Annotated in this window: 21 protein-coding genes; 18 read left to right on the top strand and 3 right to left on the bottom strand. The window is 37.4% G+C overall.

Translation table 11 applies throughout. The annotated features are described in order from the left end of the window. Positions 1-5 precede the first annotated feature (5 nt). From FORMA_RS05945 to FORMA_RS06015, 16 genes are all read left to right on the top strand, one after another. Positions 6-434: a bactofilin family protein gene (locus FORMA_RS05945; protein WP_069674795.1), complete on the top strand. Its 429-nt coding sequence runs from the start codon at positions 6-8 to the stop codon at positions 432-434. Next, positions 409-627 (top strand): AtpZ/AtpI family protein, encoded by a 219-nt coding sequence (locus FORMA_RS09215; RefSeq protein WP_231924973.1) that lies wholly within the window; start codon positions 409-411, stop codon positions 625-627. The genes FORMA_RS05945 and FORMA_RS09215 overlap by 26 nt, the downstream gene beginning before the upstream one ends. Beyond that, positions 624-1,007 (top strand): DUF6168 family protein, encoded by a 384-nt coding sequence (locus FORMA_RS05950; protein ID WP_069674796.1) that lies wholly within the window; start codon positions 624-626, stop codon positions 1,005-1,007. Before FORMA_RS09215 ends, FORMA_RS05950 begins: the two co-directional genes overlap by 4 nt. Positions 1,008-1,189: 182 nt before the next feature. Next, entirely contained in the window at positions 1,190-2,233 is a 1,044-nt protein-coding gene (gene atpB, locus FORMA_RS05955) for a F0F1 ATP synthase subunit A (RefSeq protein ID WP_442856325.1), read from the top strand. Positions 2,234-2,276: 43 nt separating this feature from the next. Continuing rightward, a complete protein-coding gene (gene atpE, locus FORMA_RS05960; RefSeq protein WP_069674798.1) occupies positions 2,277-2,468 on the top strand; it encodes an ATP synthase F0 subunit C in 192 nt (63 codons plus the stop codon). A gap of 84 nt (positions 2,469-2,552) precedes the next feature. Then, complete coding sequence (locus FORMA_RS05965; protein WP_069674799.1) at positions 2,553-3,053, top strand: F0F1 ATP synthase subunit B; 501 nt, start codon at positions 2,553-2,555, stop codon at positions 3,051-3,053. 6 nt (positions 3,054-3,059) lie between these two features. Next, positions 3,060-3,596 carry an ATP synthase F1 subunit delta gene (atpH, locus tag FORMA_RS05970; protein ID WP_069674800.1) on the top strand — a complete coding sequence of 179 codons (537 nt, stop codon included), beginning with the start codon at positions 3,060-3,062 and terminating at the stop codon, positions 3,594-3,596. A gap of 42 nt (positions 3,597-3,638) precedes the next feature. Further along, a complete protein-coding gene (gene atpA / locus FORMA_RS05975; RefSeq protein WP_069674801.1) occupies positions 3,639-5,216 on the top strand; it encodes a F0F1 ATP synthase subunit alpha in 1,578 nt (525 codons plus the stop codon). A 27-nt stretch (positions 5,217-5,243) separates the two neighbouring features. Continuing rightward, on the top strand, positions 5,244-6,101 hold the full coding sequence (gene atpG, locus FORMA_RS05980) for an ATP synthase F1 subunit gamma (protein WP_069674802.1): 858 nt from the start codon (positions 5,244-5,246) through the stop codon (positions 6,099-6,101). 136 nt (positions 6,102-6,237) lie between these two features. Further along, complete coding sequence (locus tag FORMA_RS05985; RefSeq protein ID WP_069674803.1) at positions 6,238-6,741, top strand: outer membrane beta-barrel protein; 504 nt, start codon at positions 6,238-6,240, stop codon at positions 6,739-6,741. Positions 6,742-6,745: 4 nt separating this feature from the next. Continuing rightward, positions 6,746-7,246: a hypothetical protein gene (locus tag FORMA_RS05990; protein WP_069674804.1), complete on the top strand. Its 501-nt coding sequence runs from the start codon at positions 6,746-6,748 to the stop codon at positions 7,244-7,246. Positions 7,247-7,297: 51 nt separating this feature from the next. After that, positions 7,298-8,758, top strand: coding sequence for a lipopolysaccharide biosynthesis protein (locus FORMA_RS05995; RefSeq protein WP_069674805.1), 1,461 nt, complete (start codon positions 7,298-7,300; stop codon positions 8,756-8,758). A 2-nt stretch (positions 8,759-8,760) separates the two neighbouring features. Further along, the gene (gene dut, locus FORMA_RS06000; RefSeq protein WP_069674806.1) at positions 8,761-9,195 is read left to right on the top strand and encodes a dUTP diphosphatase; all 435 of its coding nucleotides are present in this window, start codon (positions 8,761-8,763) and stop codon (positions 9,193-9,195) included. Continuing rightward, on the top strand, positions 9,192-10,550 hold the full coding sequence (locus FORMA_RS06005; protein ID WP_069674807.1) for a tetratricopeptide repeat protein: 1,359 nt from the start codon (positions 9,192-9,194) through the stop codon (positions 10,548-10,550). Before dut ends, FORMA_RS06005 begins: the two co-directional genes overlap by 4 nt. Next, positions 10,547-11,308, top strand: coding sequence for a DUF4292 domain-containing protein (locus tag FORMA_RS06010; protein ID WP_069674808.1), 762 nt, complete (start codon positions 10,547-10,549; stop codon positions 11,306-11,308). Before FORMA_RS06005 ends, FORMA_RS06010 begins: the two co-directional genes overlap by 4 nt. After that, entirely contained in the window at positions 11,308-12,537 is a 1,230-nt protein-coding gene (locus FORMA_RS06015; protein ID WP_069674809.1) for a murein hydrolase activator EnvC family protein, read from the top strand. Before FORMA_RS06010 ends, FORMA_RS06015 begins: the two co-directional genes overlap by 1 nt. 3 nt (positions 12,538-12,540) lie before the next feature. Here the strand turns inward: FORMA_RS06015 and FORMA_RS06020 are convergent, their stop codons facing one another. Both FORMA_RS06020 and FORMA_RS06025 read right to left on the bottom strand, forming a co-directional pair. Beyond that, positions 12,541-13,056, bottom strand: coding sequence for an acyl-CoA thioesterase (locus FORMA_RS06020; protein ID WP_069674810.1), 516 nt, complete (start codon positions 13,054-13,056; stop codon positions 12,541-12,543). A 54-nt stretch (positions 13,057-13,110) separates the two neighbouring features. Next, on the bottom strand, positions 13,111-14,025 hold the full coding sequence (locus tag FORMA_RS06025; RefSeq protein WP_069674811.1) for an SPOR domain-containing protein: 915 nt from the start codon (positions 14,023-14,025) through the stop codon (positions 13,111-13,113). Positions 14,026-14,122: 97 nt separating this feature from the next. Here FORMA_RS06025 and dprA point away from each other — a divergent pair, with 97 nt between their 5' ends. Then, entirely contained in the window at positions 14,123-15,223 is a 1,101-nt protein-coding gene (gene dprA, locus FORMA_RS06030) for a DNA-processing protein DprA (RefSeq protein WP_069674812.1), read from the top strand. Here dprA and trpS read toward each other — a convergent pair. Further along, positions 15,220-16,188 carry a tryptophan--tRNA ligase gene (gene trpS, locus FORMA_RS06035; RefSeq protein WP_069674813.1) on the bottom strand — a complete coding sequence of 323 codons (969 nt, stop codon included), beginning with the start codon at positions 16,186-16,188 and terminating at the stop codon, positions 15,220-15,222. The two genes, dprA and trpS, sit on opposite strands and share 4 nt — an antisense overlap. A gap of 81 nt (positions 16,189-16,269) precedes the next feature. Here trpS and FORMA_RS06040 point away from each other — a divergent pair, with 81 nt between their 5' ends. After that, positions 16,270-17,004 (top strand): lysophospholipid acyltransferase family protein, encoded by a 735-nt coding sequence (locus tag FORMA_RS06040; protein WP_069675464.1) that lies wholly within the window; start codon positions 16,270-16,272, stop codon positions 17,002-17,004. Positions 17,005-17,014: the final 10 nt, after the last annotated feature.

A 17,014-nucleotide genomic window follows, 5' to 3' on the forward strand; every position in this document is an offset into this window, starting at 1 on the left:
AGATTATGTTCACAGAAGCAAAAAAACCAAAATACCAACAAGGCGCACTCTCACAGCAAAACACCATTGCTCAAGGAACTGTTTTTGAAGGGGACTTGAAGAGTGAAGGCGATTTTAGAATAGAGGGTAAAATTCACGGCACATTGATAACTAAAGGAAAAGTGGTAATAGGCAATACTGGTAAAATTGAAGGCAGTCTATCGTGTAAAAATGCAGATGTTGAGGGGAGCTTTAAAGGAAAACTAACTGTTTTTGAAACATTAAGTTTGCGCGCTACTGCACGTGTAGAGGGCGAGGTTCAAACAGGAAAACTAGCTGTTGAGCCAGGGGCTTCTTTTAATGCCCATTGTCAAATGAAGGATTCTGTAAAAGAGCTCAAAGCAGAACCAAAACCAACCTTACAAACAAGTGCCAAACCAGGACAAACCGCTTAAACACCTTGCCGCACTTTCAGGTATTGGAATTCAGATGGGGGTGATTATATATGTTTTTGTCCGCTTGGGGCAGTGGTTAGACGTCAGTTTCAATACTTCCAAAAAAACCTTTGTGGCTATTGGCGCCCTGATTGGGGTTTCTGCGGGACTTTATGTAGCGCTGAGGCAACTAAAAAAAAGCCAAAATAAATGAACTCCGAATCAAGAGAATTTTCCACCAAAGTGCTTATTTTTTTGAGTATTTCATTTATGGCTCATCTGATTTTAAATGCGGTTATTGGTGTTCCAATATTTCAGCATCAAATAATCCATTCGTACACAATAAATGCCGCCTTGGCTGTAGGAATATTTTGGGGACTAACATCTTTAAAGACAAAATACAGTAACCAAATTGGGTTTATGTTTTTAGCAAGTAGCTTTATTAAATTCTTTGTTTTTTTTATGGTATTCTATAGCCCCTACAAGGCAGATGGTAAAATTGTTTTCTTAGAATTTGTATCCTTTTTTATTCCGTACACGATTTGCCTAATTTTAGAGACATATTTTCTTAGCAAACAACTCAATCAAATGTAGAAAAGACCACCCCCCGGTGGACTCATTTTTTTACTCAAAATAAAGTCATTAAAATTGTTTTTGTTTTTGATAGAAAACCATAACTTTGCAGCGATTTTATACAACTATAAAAATCTGCAATGCGAAGCAAGCTAACTTTGAAAGCGATTACACTGATTTTCTTTTTTGCGCCATTCTTGGTAATGGCAGGAGGAGATGCCCCAAAGACTGATAAAAAAGCTGAGATTAAAGCCTATATTCAGCACCACCTTCAAGACTCTTACGATTTTAGTCTATTTTCATACACCACAGACGGGGGCGAACACAAATATATAGCAGCACCGTTACCCGTAATTTTATGGGACGAAGGGCTTAAAATATTTTCTTCATCCAAATTTCATCATGGTGAAACTCTTGCTGAAGTTGACAACAACTTTTATAAGTTATACCACAATAAAATTTATAAAACAGATGCTGAGGGAACCATCAATTATGATGATCACAAGCATCCCACAAATATTAAACCTCTAGATTTTTCAATCACAAAAAGCGTTGTCATGATTATGATTACAGCGCTTCTTATGTTTTTCCTATTCAAAGCTCTAGGGAAATCTTATGCGGAGAACAAAGGAATTGCTAAAGGAGCAGGCCGCTTTTTTGAACCAATAGTCCTCTATATTAGAGACGACATTGCCATCCCCAATATCGGCGAAAAGAAACACATGCGCTACATGCCTTTTTTATTGACAGTATTCTTTTTCATTTGGTTCCTCAACATTTTTGGGCTCACACCTCTTGGGGTTAATGTTACCGGAAATATTGCTGTTACATTTGCTTTAGCGTTACTAACATTCCTGATTACAAATTTCACAGGGACAAAGGATTATTGGAAACATATATTTGATCCTCTCGGAGACTCCATGCCTTGGTATGGTAAGCTTCCATTATACATCATATTAATCCCAATTGAGGTTTTAGGGATTTTTATCAAACCTTTTTCGCTTTTAATTCGATTATACGCCAACATGCAAGCCGGGCATATCGTGTTAATGAGTTTGATTGGTTTAATGTTTTTATTTAAAAGTTGGTTGGGAAGCCCATTGTCCTTTGGACTGGCTTTTGCCATATCGCTTATTGAAATACTTGTAGCATTGTTGCAGGCTTATATTTTCACAATGCTATCAGCTTTATATTTTGGTTTTGCTTCAGAGGAGCACGAGCATCACGATGAAGCGCACGCTCATTAATTTGAGCAATTGATTTGAATGTTTAATTTTTAAATACATATATATGGAAATTCCAGTAATGGTAGGTGCAGGTTTAGTTGTAATCGGAGTAGGATTAGGTATTGGCAAAATTGGTGGTTCCGCAATGGAGGCTATCGCTCGCCAGCCAGAAGCTTACGGAAAGATTCAAACAGCTATGCTTATTGCAGCAGCCCTGATTGAAGGTATTGGATTTGCGGCATTATTTGCAGTATAATCTTTATCCAAAAAAACAATCTTGTAACGGTTGGTTGCAGGATTGTTTTAATTAAATTTAAAACATCATCATAATAAAATTATTATGGAAAAATTATTAGAAGAATTCTCACTTGGATTGTTTGTTTGGCAAACGTTACTTTTTGTTGGGCTTTTATTGCTATTAAAAAAATATGCTTGGGGCCCAATTCTCAGCGCTGTGAATGAGCGAGAGGAAGGCATCAAAAATGCACTTAGTGCAGCCGATAATGCAAAAAAAGAAATGGAAAATCTTCAAGCAGACAACCAAAAGCTTTTGAAAGAAGCTCGCGCAGAGCGCGAAGCCATGCTTAAAGAAGCGCGCGAACTCAAAAACAAAATGATTGACGACGCCAAAGTAGAAGCTAAAGACCAGGCCAATAAACTTGTAGCGCAAGCTCAAGCTGCCATAGAAACAGAGAAAAAAGCGGCTATCGCAGATTTGAAAGCACAAGTTGCAGACCTCTCGATCTCCATTGCAGAAAAAGTACTTGGGGAAGAATTATCGAATAAAGGAAAACAAGAAAAATTAGTAGAGTCTATGTTGGACGATACGAGTTTAAACTAAATAATTATGTCAGGGACAAGAGCAGCCATTCGATATGCTAAAGCTATTCTAAGCGTAGCAGAGGACAATAAAACATCGGCCAAGATTCAGCAAGACATGAATCAAATTGCTAATGCTATTGCATCTAACCCTGCATTGAACGAAGTTTTGAAATCCCCAGTCGTCAAACTGTCTGAAAAGACAACTGTTTTGGGTAAACTTTTTTCAAAAATGAACCCAGAAGTAACGTCTTTGTTTAATGTTCTAGCATTGAACAAGCGTGTCGATTTGCTAGAGCAAATTGCACTACAGTTCAATCGATTGTATGATGAGCTTAACAATAAGGAACAAGCAACAGTAACTACTGCAGTGCCCATGACAGAAGCACTCGAAGAAAAGGTGATGGCAAAGTTAAAAACCCTTTCTAGTAAAGAAGTAACCTTGACAAAAATTGTGGATGAAACCATCCTTGGAGGATTTATCTTACGTGTTGGAGATCAGCAGTACAATGCAAGTGTTTCTAACCAATTGAATGAAATAAAAAATAAATTTATAACAAATTAAAACGAACTCATTTTGAGTTCAATGAGTTAAAAATAGATTAAAATGGCAGATGTAAAAGCAGCTGAAATTTCAGCAATTTTAAAGCAACAACTTTCAGGATTTGAGTCCACGGCTTCTTTGGATGAAGTAGGAACTGTTCTCACTGTTGGGGATGGAATTGTTCGTGCATACGGACTTTCAAACGCACAGTACGGAGAATTAGTTCAATTTGACGGCGGTCTTGAAGGGATCGTTCTTAACCTTGAAGAAGACAATGTTGGTATTGTACTTTTAGGTGCTTCCAAAGTCGTAAGAGAAGGGTCGACGGTAAAGCGCACGGGGCGCATTGCTTCAATCAATGTTGGTGAAGGAATCGTAGGACGTGTTGTTGACACGCTTGGAGCACCAATTGACGGGAAAGGTCCAATAGAGGGTGATGTTTATGAAATGCCATTGGAAAGAAAAGCACCCGGCGTTGTATTTCGTGAGCCCGTAACTGAGCCACTTCAAACAGGTATTAAATCTATTGATGCCATGATCCCTGTAGGACGTGGACAAAGAGAGCTTGTGATTGGGGACCGTCAAACAGGTAAAACAACGGTTTGTATTGACACAATCCTTAACCAGAAAGAATTTTTTGATGCAGGTGAGCCAGTATATTGTATTTATGTTGCTGTTGGACAAAAAGCGTCTACAGTAGCCAATATTGCAAAAACATTAGAAGACAGAGGAGCTTTGGCTTACACTACAATTGTAGCGGCCAACGCATCAGACCCTGCACCAATGCAAGTTTATGCACCATTTGCAGGAGCTGCTATTGGAGAATATTTTAGAGACACTGGTCGACCAGCATTAATTATATATGATGACTTGTCAAAACAAGCGGTAGCTTACCGTGAAGTATCACTATTACTTCGTCGTCCACCAGGACGTGAGGCCTACCCTGGGGACGTGTTCTACTTACACTCTCGTTTATTAGAGCGCTCGGCAAAAGTTATCAATGATGATACAATTGCAAAAGACATGAACGACTTGCCAGATTCTCTCAAACCATTAGTAAAAGGAGGAGGATCTTTAACAGCACTTCCAATTATTGAAACACAAGCAGGGGATGTATCAGCTTATATTCCTACAAACGTAATTTCGATTACAGATGGTCAGATTTTCTTGGATGGAGATTTATTTAACTCTGGTGTACGTCCAGCAATTAACGTTGGTATTTCGGTATCTCGTGTGGGTGGTAGTGCGCAAATTAAGTCCATGAAGAAAGTATCTGGAACGCTTAAGCTAGATCAAGCTCAGTTCCGTGAATTGGAGGCCTTTGCAAAATTTGGATCTGATCTAGATGCGGTTACACTTAATGTTATTGAAAAAGGGAAACGTAACGTGGAGATATTAAAACAAGCCCAAAACGACCCATATACAGTAGAAGATCAAATTGCGATTATTTATGCAGGATCAAAAAACTTGCTGCGTGATGTGCCTGTAAATAAAGTTAAAGAATTTGAAACTGAATTTATTGAATTCTTAAAAGCAAAACACAGTGATGTTTTGGCAACACTTAAATCGGGTAAACTTACCGATGAGGTAACCGATACCTTAACGAAAGTTGCGAAAGATTTATCAGCCAAATACAATTAATTTTAAATTAAAGAACTAATTTAAAGCATGGCAAATTTAAAAGAAATAAGAAACAGAATTTCGTCCGTATCGTCTACGATGCAGATTACCAGTGCCATGAAAATGGTATCTGCAGCCAAGCTCAAAAAAGCACAAGACGCCATCACAGCGATGCGTCCTTATGCTGATAAATTGACCGAACTACTTCAAAACTTAAGCGCAACTTTGGACGCCGACAGCGGAAGTAAATTTGCAGATCAACGCGAGGTCAAAAACGTTCTTATTGTTGCCATTACGTCCAACAGAGGATTGTGTGGTGCTTTTAATTCCAACATCATCAAACAAGCTAGTCACTTGGCAACAAACTATACAGATAAAAATGTTGCTATTGTTGCTATTGGTAAAAAAGCAAACGACGCCCTTTCAAAGGAGTATGAAATTTTAGCCAATGAAAGTACTGTTTTTGATGACCTAACTTTTGATAATGTAGCACAAATTGCGGAGTTGTTGATGAAAAAGTTTGAGGAGGGAAGCGTTGATAAAATTGAACTGGTCTACAACAAGTTTAAAAATGCGGCAACTCAAATTGTAACCACTGAGCAGTTTTTACCGATAGTTTCTGGTACTGAAGATGCTAATCCCAATCAAGATTATATTTTCGAGCCTTCAAAAGCAGAGATTGTAGAGACTCTGATTCCAAAATCTTTAAAAACACAACTGTTCAAAGCCATTCGCGATAGTTTTGCAAGTGAACACGGCGCACGTATGACCGCCATGCACAAAGCGACCGATAACGCAACAGAACTTAGAGATCAATTGAAATTGACCTATAACAAAGCACGACAAGCTGCAATTACCAATGAAATTTTAGAAATTGTTGGCGGAGCTGAAGCATTGAATAACTAAGAGATTCAAAAAAACAACTATAAAGCCTCGCATTTGCGGGGCTTTTTTGTGGAATGAAGTTTGATGTAATTCGATTATTTAAACCCCAACTTATGAAGCCTAAGTATTTCTTTTTATTAACTTTTATATTTTTTGTATGTCAGCAAACACACAAAATCAAAATAAATCAGTTTCACTTTCAATAACAGCATCCCCATTTCCGGTTGAAATTAATAATGCTAAAGATTTTGGGATAATCGGGAAAATTAGTTTGGAGTTTCATACTTCAAAAGCATTATCTTTTCAAGGAAGTTTTTATGCGTCAAACACAACATTTTTTAAAAACAACTCAAACAATCAAATAAATTCTTTAGGGTTTATTCCGTCTGTTCAATATTATTTTTATAATCGTCAAAAATTTAATGTTTTTGGGCAATTAGGATATGGTTTTGGCTTTGAGGATAGAACATTATACTCTGGTAAAATTGAAAACAGTGCACTCACCATTTTTGCGGTTGGTGCAGGCGCTAATTACAGGCTTAACAATAAATTATATTTTCAACTTCATTTGCCATATTTTAGAGCATACAATATTACAACTGACTATGAATCTGCTTCGGGACTTGCAGTATTCTTTGGGTTTAATTTTATAATTAAATAAAAAAATGAATTTCAAAACCACCTATAAAATTACACTTTTTTGTTTGTCTTTTATGATGGGCTGTAAAACAATAAAACCTACGCTTTTCGTCTCTAAGTCTCCAATTTCAATTGAATCACCTTACTTCCAATCTTGGGTTGCTGGAATTCAAGGTGGAGGAAGTGGTGTCGATGTGTTTTTACCTGTAAAAGACTTAAAGAACATAACCCCTGACAGCCTTCATTTTCGAGGACAACGCGTTAAAGTAATTTATAAAGATCAATATATTACAGCTCGTTTTCAAACCCCTGACAACCAGTTGGAAAAAGTGATTTTGAGCAATGAGCCTTTAGCAGAAGCCAACAATAAATTACTTCCACTTGGTGATAACTCACCATTTGATTTGCCCAAAAACACATGTGTTTTAAGTTACCGCTTGAACAATAAAAGATATTATTATAAAATTTTAGATTTAACAAAGTCCAATTTTACTCCTTATCCTTCTTCACCTCCACCAACGCATTAATTATTGTATCTGGTCTAAAAAGTGTATTTTTAAGGCCATAAAAGCAATAAATTGGGCATTCTTAAAACTCTTTACAAACAAACGTTTATTTATGGGCTCGCTACTGTGGTCCCAAAAATGCTGAGCTTTCTTCTTGTGCGTTTACATACCGACAAAGCGGTGCTTGAAAATGTAGCCGACTATGGTGATGTCTCTCTTATCTTTGCCTATTTTGTTTTGTTTAACGTTCTTTTGGCTTATGGTATGGAAACGGCCTTTTTTCGTTTTTTGAATAGTGAACAAAAAAAGAAATCTGTACTAAGTACCTCGGCAATTTCGCTTGTGCTCACCTCTATATTGGTTTTAGTTATTGGGTATTTTTTTAGAGACCAGGTTTCAAGGATTACTCATATTGATACCGATTACATTGTACTCGTCTTATGGATTTTGTTCTTTGATGCGCTCGTAATTATTCCCTTTGCGTATTTAAGAGCTATGGGTAAGCCCATAAAATATACGGTATTAAAACTCCTTAATGTGGTTCTCAATTTGGGCTTAAACGTTGTCCTGCTGCTCTTCCTAAAATCTTGGGCTGAATCCTCTACATTTTGGACTACATTCTATCGTCCTAATTTCGAAGTGCATTATATATTTATTGCTAATTTAGTGGCCAGCGGAGTTACATTTCTGACCCTAATATCTTTTTACTTTAAATTAAATTATAACTTCGATGCTAAACTTTGGAAACAAATGTTGCGTTACGCTTTTCCAGTACTCATTGCCGGAATTGCTTTTTCCATCAATGAAACTTTTGACCGAATTTTACTTGAGCGCCTTCTTCCAGACAATTTAGCTAAAGATGCTATTGGAACCTATTCAGCATGCTACAAACTCGCTTTGTTTATGATGCTTTTTGCTACGGCCTATCGTTTGGGTATCGAGCCTTTCTTTTTCAGCAACGCCAAAACCAAAGACGCCAAAGCAAACTATGCGAAAATTTTAGAATTCTTTGTCATTTTTGGCGCTTTGATTTTATTAACTGTTGTGGTTTTTGTAGATATTTTAAAGTTAATTCTTATTCCGAATGAAGCCTATTGGGAAGCCATGACTGTTGTTCCAATTTTGTTACTAGCCTATTTATTTTTAGGGGTTTACCACAACCTTTCAGTATGGTACAAAATTACTGACCGTACCAAATTTGGCGCGTATATTTCTATTTTCGGAGCACTCATCACACTTTTGATTAATATCATATTTATCCCAAAATTTGGATATATGGCCTCTGCAATAGCAACGCTTTTTGCTTATACTGCTATGGCTTTAACATCATATATTTTGGGTAAAAAATATTACTCTATCCCATATAATCTAAAAAAAATGGGGCTTTATTTGGCGTTGTCTATTATTTTTTCGGCGCTTTCATTTTATCTATTTAGAGAACAATATTTCGTCGGTATTCTTTTTATCTTAATTTTGATGGCTGCCATATGGGTAAAAGAAAAGACTTTTTTAAAACAACTTCTTAAATCCTAGTTATGAAGATCAACATCATCAACAAATCCTCAAATGCATTACCACATTATGAAACCATTGCCTCTGCTGGCATGGATTTACGAGCTCATTTAGAAAATGACATAGTGCTTCCTCCTATGGAGCGCGTTATAATCCCGACTGGCCTTTTTATGGAACTTCCTGTTGGCTATGAGGCACAAGTGCGCCCAAGAAGCGGGTTAGCTGCCAAACATGGTCTTACCGTACTCAATAGCCCCGGCACTGTTGATGCCGATTATAGAGGAGAAATTGGCGTTATTCTCGTCAATCTTTCCAATACTGCTTTTACCATCAAAAATGGAGAGCGTATCGCCCAGATGGTAATTGCTAAACACGATCGTGCCGAGTGGGAAGAAGTTCAAAGCCTTTCTGATACAAGTCGCGGCACTGGCGGCTTTGGAAGCACAGGGCGTAAATGATTTGCAAGCCCTACATATCAATTTATCTATTTATTCTATTTTTTAGCTCAGGTTCTGCTGCACAAGTCCAAGGCGACAGTTTGATTAATGAAGATCAATCCAATTTAGAGGTTCAATTTCAAAATAAATTTTATGAAGCCTTAAAACAAAAAGGGATCGAAAACTACAGCAAAGCCATAGATGCCTTTGTATATTGTGCAGAATTATTCCCAGACCGTGCGGTTATCTACTATCAATTAGGCACACTTTATTTTATTACGAAGTCCTATGGCCGAGCCGAAAGTAATCTTCAAAAAGCTATAGAGTTAGACCCCAGTAATTTTTGGTACAAGGAACAACTTTACCAGCTCTATGCAGCTCAAAACAACTTTAATAAAGCCATTTACGCCCTAATACCTTTGCTGGACAAAGACCCAATTTACGAAGAAGAGTTAGTAAATTTGTATGTGAGCGCTGGGCGGTTTGAGGAAGCTATTGTACTCATCGAGGCTTTGGATCAACGCTATGGCTACAATATACTTCGCGATAGGACACGTGTAAAAATTTACAAGCAAACAGCAAATCAAAACGCGCACATCAGTTTTCTAAAAACAAGACTTAAAGAAGCCCCTGAAAATGCACAAAATTTTTTAAATTTAGTTTATACTTTAAGCGAATACAACAAAGAAAACGAAGCATTTTCTACTGCAAAATTGTTTTTAGAAACGCATCCAAAAGCGCACATTGCACACGTTGCATTGTATAAGTTTTATTTGAACGCCAAGAACTATGAGCTCGCCATAGCTTCAATGAAGATAGTCACGGGGAGTAATATTTTAGAGCCTCATTTGAAAGTTAAGGTGCTGAGTGACTTTATGCAATTTGTACAACAAAACCCTGAGTATAAAAATGTTTTAATGGAAGTACAACCCGCTCAATCTTTGGATACTTCAAAGCGTTCAAATACAGATTGGGCTAAATACTACCAACACCAAAACAAATTTGAACAAGCAGTTGAATATTATAAAAAAGCATTATTAGATGCCCCGGACGACCTTCAGTTAATCAAAGCATTAGCAAAGCTTTATTTGGATACAAACCAATACGCTTCTGCTGTAGAATTTACTTTAGAAAAGACGGAGTTATTTCCAACTCAAATTGAACTATATTTGATTTGTAGCCAATCCCAATTGGCGTTAAAGAAAATAGATGATGCACTTGTAACTTTAGAAACAGGGCTGGACTACATTTTTGAGGACAATGAATTAGCAGCTCAATACTATTTACTAATGGCTAATATTTACAAAATAAAAAACAATATTAAAAAAGCGCAAACGTTTAGCAGTAAAGCTGAGGCAATTCAATTGAAGCAATGAAGATAATTTTAATTAGTTTAATTGTGTGTATACTTTTTGGATGTAAAAGCACCCAGACCCTTTCCTCAACCACAGGGCTTAACCCTAAACTAAAGGCGAAACAGATCTTAAAAGCCCATAACAAGGAAAATGCAGATTTTACGACCTTGCAATCCCGTGTAAAAATAGAATTGATTGAGGGTGACCAATCCCAATCCCACACTGTTAGCTTACGCATGGAGCATAATAAAATCATTTGGATTAATGCTTTTTTGAATATGGTTAGGCTAAAAATTACCCCTGAAAGAGTGCAAATGTACAACAAGCTCGACCGCACCTATTTCGATGGAGATTTCTCCTTGATAAAGGACTTACTAGGGGTAGAACTTACGTTCTCAAATATAGAAAACTTAATCCTCGGGGATGCGCTATTTAAGCACAAGCCCAATGCCTTAAAAAGACAACCCCACCCAAAGGCTTACGCTCTAGCACCTAAGCAACAACACCCTTTGTACGATCTGTTTTATAGGATCAACCCAAGCTATTTTAAAATAGACGTCCAAGAAGTATCTCAGCCGTTAAGCAATAGAATGTTGAACGTTTTTTACCAAGAGTTTCAAGAAATTCAACAACAGATTTTACCACAAAAAATTTCAATTAAACTAATCGAAAATCAAAAGGAAACCACCTTGAAAATGAATTTTAAATCCGTAAGTTTGAACCAGCCTTTACGGTTTCCTTTCAAGTTTCCGTCTGGGTTTAATCCGATTGACTTCTGATGCATTACAAGACAAAATATTTAACCTTTATTTTTTTCAGCCTGTTTGCGCTAAGTCATTTTAGCGTATACGCTCAAACTAAGCGTCAGTTACAGCTCGAAGAGCGCCGTCGGGAATTGCAGCAAGAAATCAGACAGATTACAAATTTGTTATTTGCAGGTAAAAGGGAAGAAAAATCGGTTGTTAGTGTAGTGGAAGATTTAAACTATAAAATTAGTGTTCGTAAAAATCTAATGCGCATCACCAACCAACAAGCTAATTTGTTGACTCGTGAGATCAACAGCAATCAAAGTGAGATTTCTAAGCGACGGGATCGACTTAAGGTTTTAAAAGACGACTACGGAAATATGATTGTTAAATCGTACAAAAATAGAGCCAATCAAAATAAACTCATGTTTCTGTTATCCTCCTCGAATTTTCAGCAGGCATACAGGCGATTGCAGTACATAAAGCAGTATGCTGATTACCAAAAGGAACAGGCTATAATCATAAAAGAAGAAACTGAAAAACTAAAGCAATTGAATCAGGACTTATTGGTCCAAAAAAAGGAAAAACAGAAATTAGTTGCCGAGAACAAGGCTGCAAAATCAATCCTAGATAAAGAGCTAAAAGCTCAGGAAACACTTATAAATTCGATCCAAAAGAACCTCTCTAAATTTACTGCACAGATAAAACTCAAACAAAAAGAGTCAGAAAAACTAGATCGAGAAATCCAGAAATTAATTCGAGAGGCCATTGCTGCCTCAAATAGAAAGGCAGGAAAATCCACAAAACGAGCCACCTTTTCGCTGACGCCAGAGCAGAAACTATTGGCGGCCAATTTTACCTCTAACAAAGGTAAATTGCCCTGGCCAGTAGCCAGTGGAGTTGTTAAAATGCGTTATGGCACCAACCCTTCGCCAATCGATCCAACAATAAAGATCCAAAGTAATGGAGTTCGGATTGCGACCAACAAAGGCGAGCAGGTACGGGCTGTTTTCGATGGGACTGTTCAAGGAATAATGACCCCGAAAAACGGCAACAATGCGATTATGATTCGCCATGGCAACTATATTACAGTCTATAAAAACTTGTCTAAGTTCTATGTTAATAAAGGGGATAAGGTAAGTACAAAACAAGTTATTGGGGAAGTCATTACCAATAAAAGTTCGGGGGATTCAATCTTAAGTTTTGGCATTTATAAAGACAGTTCTATCCAAAACCCTTCGCATTGGATTTATAGACTATAAAGCTTACTTGCTCTCAAAAAGTGCTTTGAGTTCTGTTGCGTCTTTAGCTTTAATTTTTCCAGCCAACACCAAGCTCAATTGTCGGCGACGTAATGCTCCATCAAAACGATTTTTTTCTTGATCCGTTTCGGGGATTAGTTCGGGTATGCGAACAGGCTTTCTTTGCTCGTCTACCGCCACAAATGTAAAAATAGCTTCATTTGCTTTTATTGGGGCATTAAAATTATTGTCTGTATACCATACGTCCAGATATACCTCCATAGAACTATTGAATGCGCGCGACACTTTAGCTTCTATGGTCACAATACTTCCCAGCGGAATGGCATGATTAAAGGCCACGTGATTTACAGAAGCTGTAACTACAATCTGTTCAGAATGACGCTGCGCTGTAATACTTGCGGCACGATCCATACGCGCCAATAGTTCTCCCCCAAAAAGGGTGTTGATAGCATTTGTTTCGCTGGGCAATACCAGATCTGTAACAATGGTTTTAGAATTGGAAGGGTGTTTTGCAGTCATAGTATAATGTTCTATGAAACAAAGGTACAATTATAGAATTATATCTAGAATTTATTACAGGACCTCTTTAATTAATAACCAGGCAGCAGCGTCTTGTGTACGCTTAATAGTGTAAAGCGCTCGTTCAGCTTCTGGACGAGTGCGGAAGCTTTCATACACAACCTGATGTAGACCATAACGATTTTGACCAATTTTTCGGGCATTAAACCCAAGGCGTTTAAGCTGCCGAAGCTTACGCTCACTGTTGGCCTCAACGCGGAACGCACCTGCAACAATATGAAAACTTCCAAAAGATCTCTCAAGTTCTAAAGTCACAGCGGGCAGAGGATTACTCAAAACAAATGTAGCTTCTTGAATTTTGTTGTCTAAAGCAATATTAGCATTCTGTTGGGCTAATATGTTTTGCTGCTCTATTTGCTTCAAATAGGCATTTGAACCAAAAAACCCACCCAAGCCCAGCATGAGTACTGCAACCGCAGCATACTTAAAAAGAACTTGTGTCTTTTGTTTTCTAGATGCTAATACAATTGGCGCTTTGTTGTCGGAGAATTTTGAAATTTCTGGAGAGACAAATGGTGACAGTCCAAAGGACTCAGTTAAATAGTTTATGCTGTAGTAAGGCTCAAAAAGTAATTGCCCCTTCTTAGTTCTTTTTAATTCGCCAATATTTGGTAAAATTACCGTCTCATCTTTCTTCAGACGCTGTTCTAGGCTTACCACTTGTTTGGTAATTTTATCAATTGCGTTTTCATAAGAAATTTGCTCACTTTCAGCAATATGATTTGCCAAAACACCATCATTAGATTGCAATTGTCCATTAAAAGACAGGCGTTTTTTTGGAGGGTAAAAAGTATTTGATGGCTGGTGAATACTTGCAGGAATTTTATGCGTCAAGAAAGCACCAAAACCAGGCACCACGACACACTCGTAACGGTAAAGCAGATTGCTGATGTATTGACTTAATTGCATAAACTCAAATGTATAAATTTTTTTTGAATTTACACACCGACTTAAAGAAGAAGTTTGTCTCACAGATTTTATATATTTACGTCTAAATTTCCCCCAAATGAAGCCTACAAAATTACATTACGCCATGGCCCTTCAGGCTGTTCCTCATATTGGCGATATTACCGCCAAAAAACTCATTCAACATTGCGGTACACCAGAGGCGGTATTTAAAGCCTCGAAAAAAGAACTTGAATCTATTGATGGAATAGGCGCTATAATTATCAATGCGCTACGTCATTCTAAAACTTTAAAATTGGCGGAACAAGAACTAGAGTTTATAAATAAAAACAATATTCAAGCAAATTATTTTGAAGATGAAGACTATCCTTTTCGGCTCAAACACTGTATTGATGGCCCCTTAGTGTTATTCAAAAAAGGAAACATTAAATGGAATGCATCGCCAGTAATAAGTATTGTAGGGTCACGAAAACTGACACGCTACGGCAAAAAACAATGCGAGGATTTAGTTGATGAACTTTCAGTATTTAACCCCATTGTTGTATCAGGGTTTGCTTACGGTGCTGATATAACGGCGCATAAAGCGGCACTTAAACACAATTTGCAAACCGTAGGGTGTATGGCTCAAGGACTTCATAACACTTATCCTTCAGGACATAAAAAATACCGCAATGCTGTCGAATCTCATGGCGGGTTTATTAGTGATTTTTGGAGTACCGATAGTTTTGATCCTTCTAATTTTTTGAGACGAAACCGCCTGATTGCCGGTTTAAGCGAAGCTACTATTGTTATTGAATCTGGGGCAAAAGGAGGCAGCCTAAGTACTGCGCGTTTAGCATTTGATTACAACCGTGAAGTCTTTGCAGTTCCAGGGCGAACTGATGATTCACAAAGTATTGGCTGCCTTAATTTAATAAAAACAAAAAATGCCCATCTTCTATCAACTCCAGCAGATGTGGCATACATACTTAATTGGTCAATTGGCACAAAGGCAAAACCTATTCAAAAAAAGCTGTTCATTAATATGAAACCAGAAGAGTTAGAGATATATAATTGCCTAAAAAAAGAGGGGCGACTAACTTTAGATCTCATTGCATTGCAGTGTAAAATGCCAACTTCTAAAGCAGCTTATTTATTGATGAATTTAGAACTTAATGGGGCTGTTCGCCCACTTCCCGGAAAAGAATTTGAATTGGCTTAATAGCCCAGTTTTTGCCGTACTCGACTTAAAACTTTGTTTGCGACAGCCTTTGCTTTTTCTGCCCCTAAGGCAAGGGCTTGTGCTATTTCCTCAGGGTTTGCTATATAGTGGTTATAGCGTTCGCGTTCGTCAGAAAATTGTTTACAGATTAAGTCAAACAATGCTTGTTTTGCATGACCATATCCGTAATTTCCGCCCTCGTAATTTTTTTTCATCTCGGCAATTTCTTCAGCTGAAGCGAGTAACTCATACAAAGCAAAGCAATTACAGGTATTCCAGTCTTTAGGCTCTTCAAGTGGAGTGCTATCTGTCTTGATAGACATAATTTGTTTACGAAGCTTTTTGTCATTTTGAAAAATATCAATGACATTATTTTTGCTTTTACTCATTTTTTGACCATCTGTTCCTGGGATGAGTTTTGTTTGCTCTTGAATTTTAGCTTTAGGTAAAACAAATGCCTCACCCATTTTGGCGTGAAATCGCGATGCGACATCTCTAGTCATTTCAATATGTTGAAGCTGATCTTTTCCAACAGGGATAACATGAGCATCATACAATAAAATATCGGCAGCCATGAGCATAGGATAGCTAAACAAACCGCCATTTATATCTTCTAAACGACTCGCTTTGTCTTTAAAACTATGTGCCAATTCTAATCTGGAAAAGGGGAAAAAACAACTCAAATACCATGCGAGTTCCGTAGCTTGAGGAACATCGCTTTGCTTATAAAAAACTGTGGTATTGATATCAAGGCCGCAGGCGAGCCAAGCTGCAGCTGTGGATAAGGTGTTTTGTCTTAGTGTTTCTGCGTCTTTGATTTGTGTAAGCGAGTGTAAATCGGCAATAAACAAAAAGGAATCATTTGTACGTTTGTTGCTCATCTCAATCGCAGGGATGATGGCTCCTAAAATATTTCCTAAATGTGGTGTGCCTGTACTCTGTACCCCTGTTAAAATTCTTGCCATGTAGCTGTTAGTGCTTTGATTTTGCTACAAAGGTACTTTTTTTGCCCTAATCGCTCAATATTTTTATTAGTTTTGATGCTAATGAAGTTAATACAATACCCGCTTTGGATAATTTATAGAGTTTGGTTCTATGTTTTAGTAGGTTTGACTATTGTAGTTTTATTTCCTTTACTATTTATTTCCATACTAAGATCTTCTTGGTACCCCTTCTTTTTCAGATTAGCCCGAGTTTGGTCTAAATGCATTCTTTTAGGGATGGGATTTTATTGGCAGACAAAATGGGCACAAGAATTAGAAAAAGGGCAGAGCTATATTTTTGTAGCAAACCACACCTCAATGACGGATATCATGTTGATGTTTGTTGTAATAAAAAACCACCCATTTGTCTTTGTTGGGAAAAAAGAATTAGCTCGGATTCCATTGTTTGGCTTTTTTTACAAACGTACTTGTATCCTTGTCGACCGAGGGGATATTAAAAGTAGGCAAGCCGTTTTTAAGAGAGCCCAGAAGCGCATTGAAAGTGGCCTAAGTATTTGTATTTTTCCAGAGGGAGGTGTCCCCCCAGAATCGGTTGTTTTAGACCGTTTTAAGTTAGGGGCATTCCGTTTGGCCGTTGACCATCAATTACCATTAGTCCCCCTCAGTTTTCTAGATAACAAAAAAAGATTATCCTACACTATTTTTAGCGGAAGCCCCGGGAGGATGAGAACAATAGGGCATTCTTTTTTACACCCAAAAAATTATGGTAAAGATGCTGCAAAAAAAATGAGCAGTGCGGTCTATGACCTTCTGCTCAATTCTTTAAAAGGGGAATAAATTAATTTTC

It is taken from the genome of Formosa sp. Hel3_A1_48 (genome assembly GCF_001735715.1).
In the GTDB taxonomy this organism is placed as follows: Bacteria; Bacteroidota; Bacteroidia; order Flavobacteriales; family Flavobacteriaceae; genus UBA3537.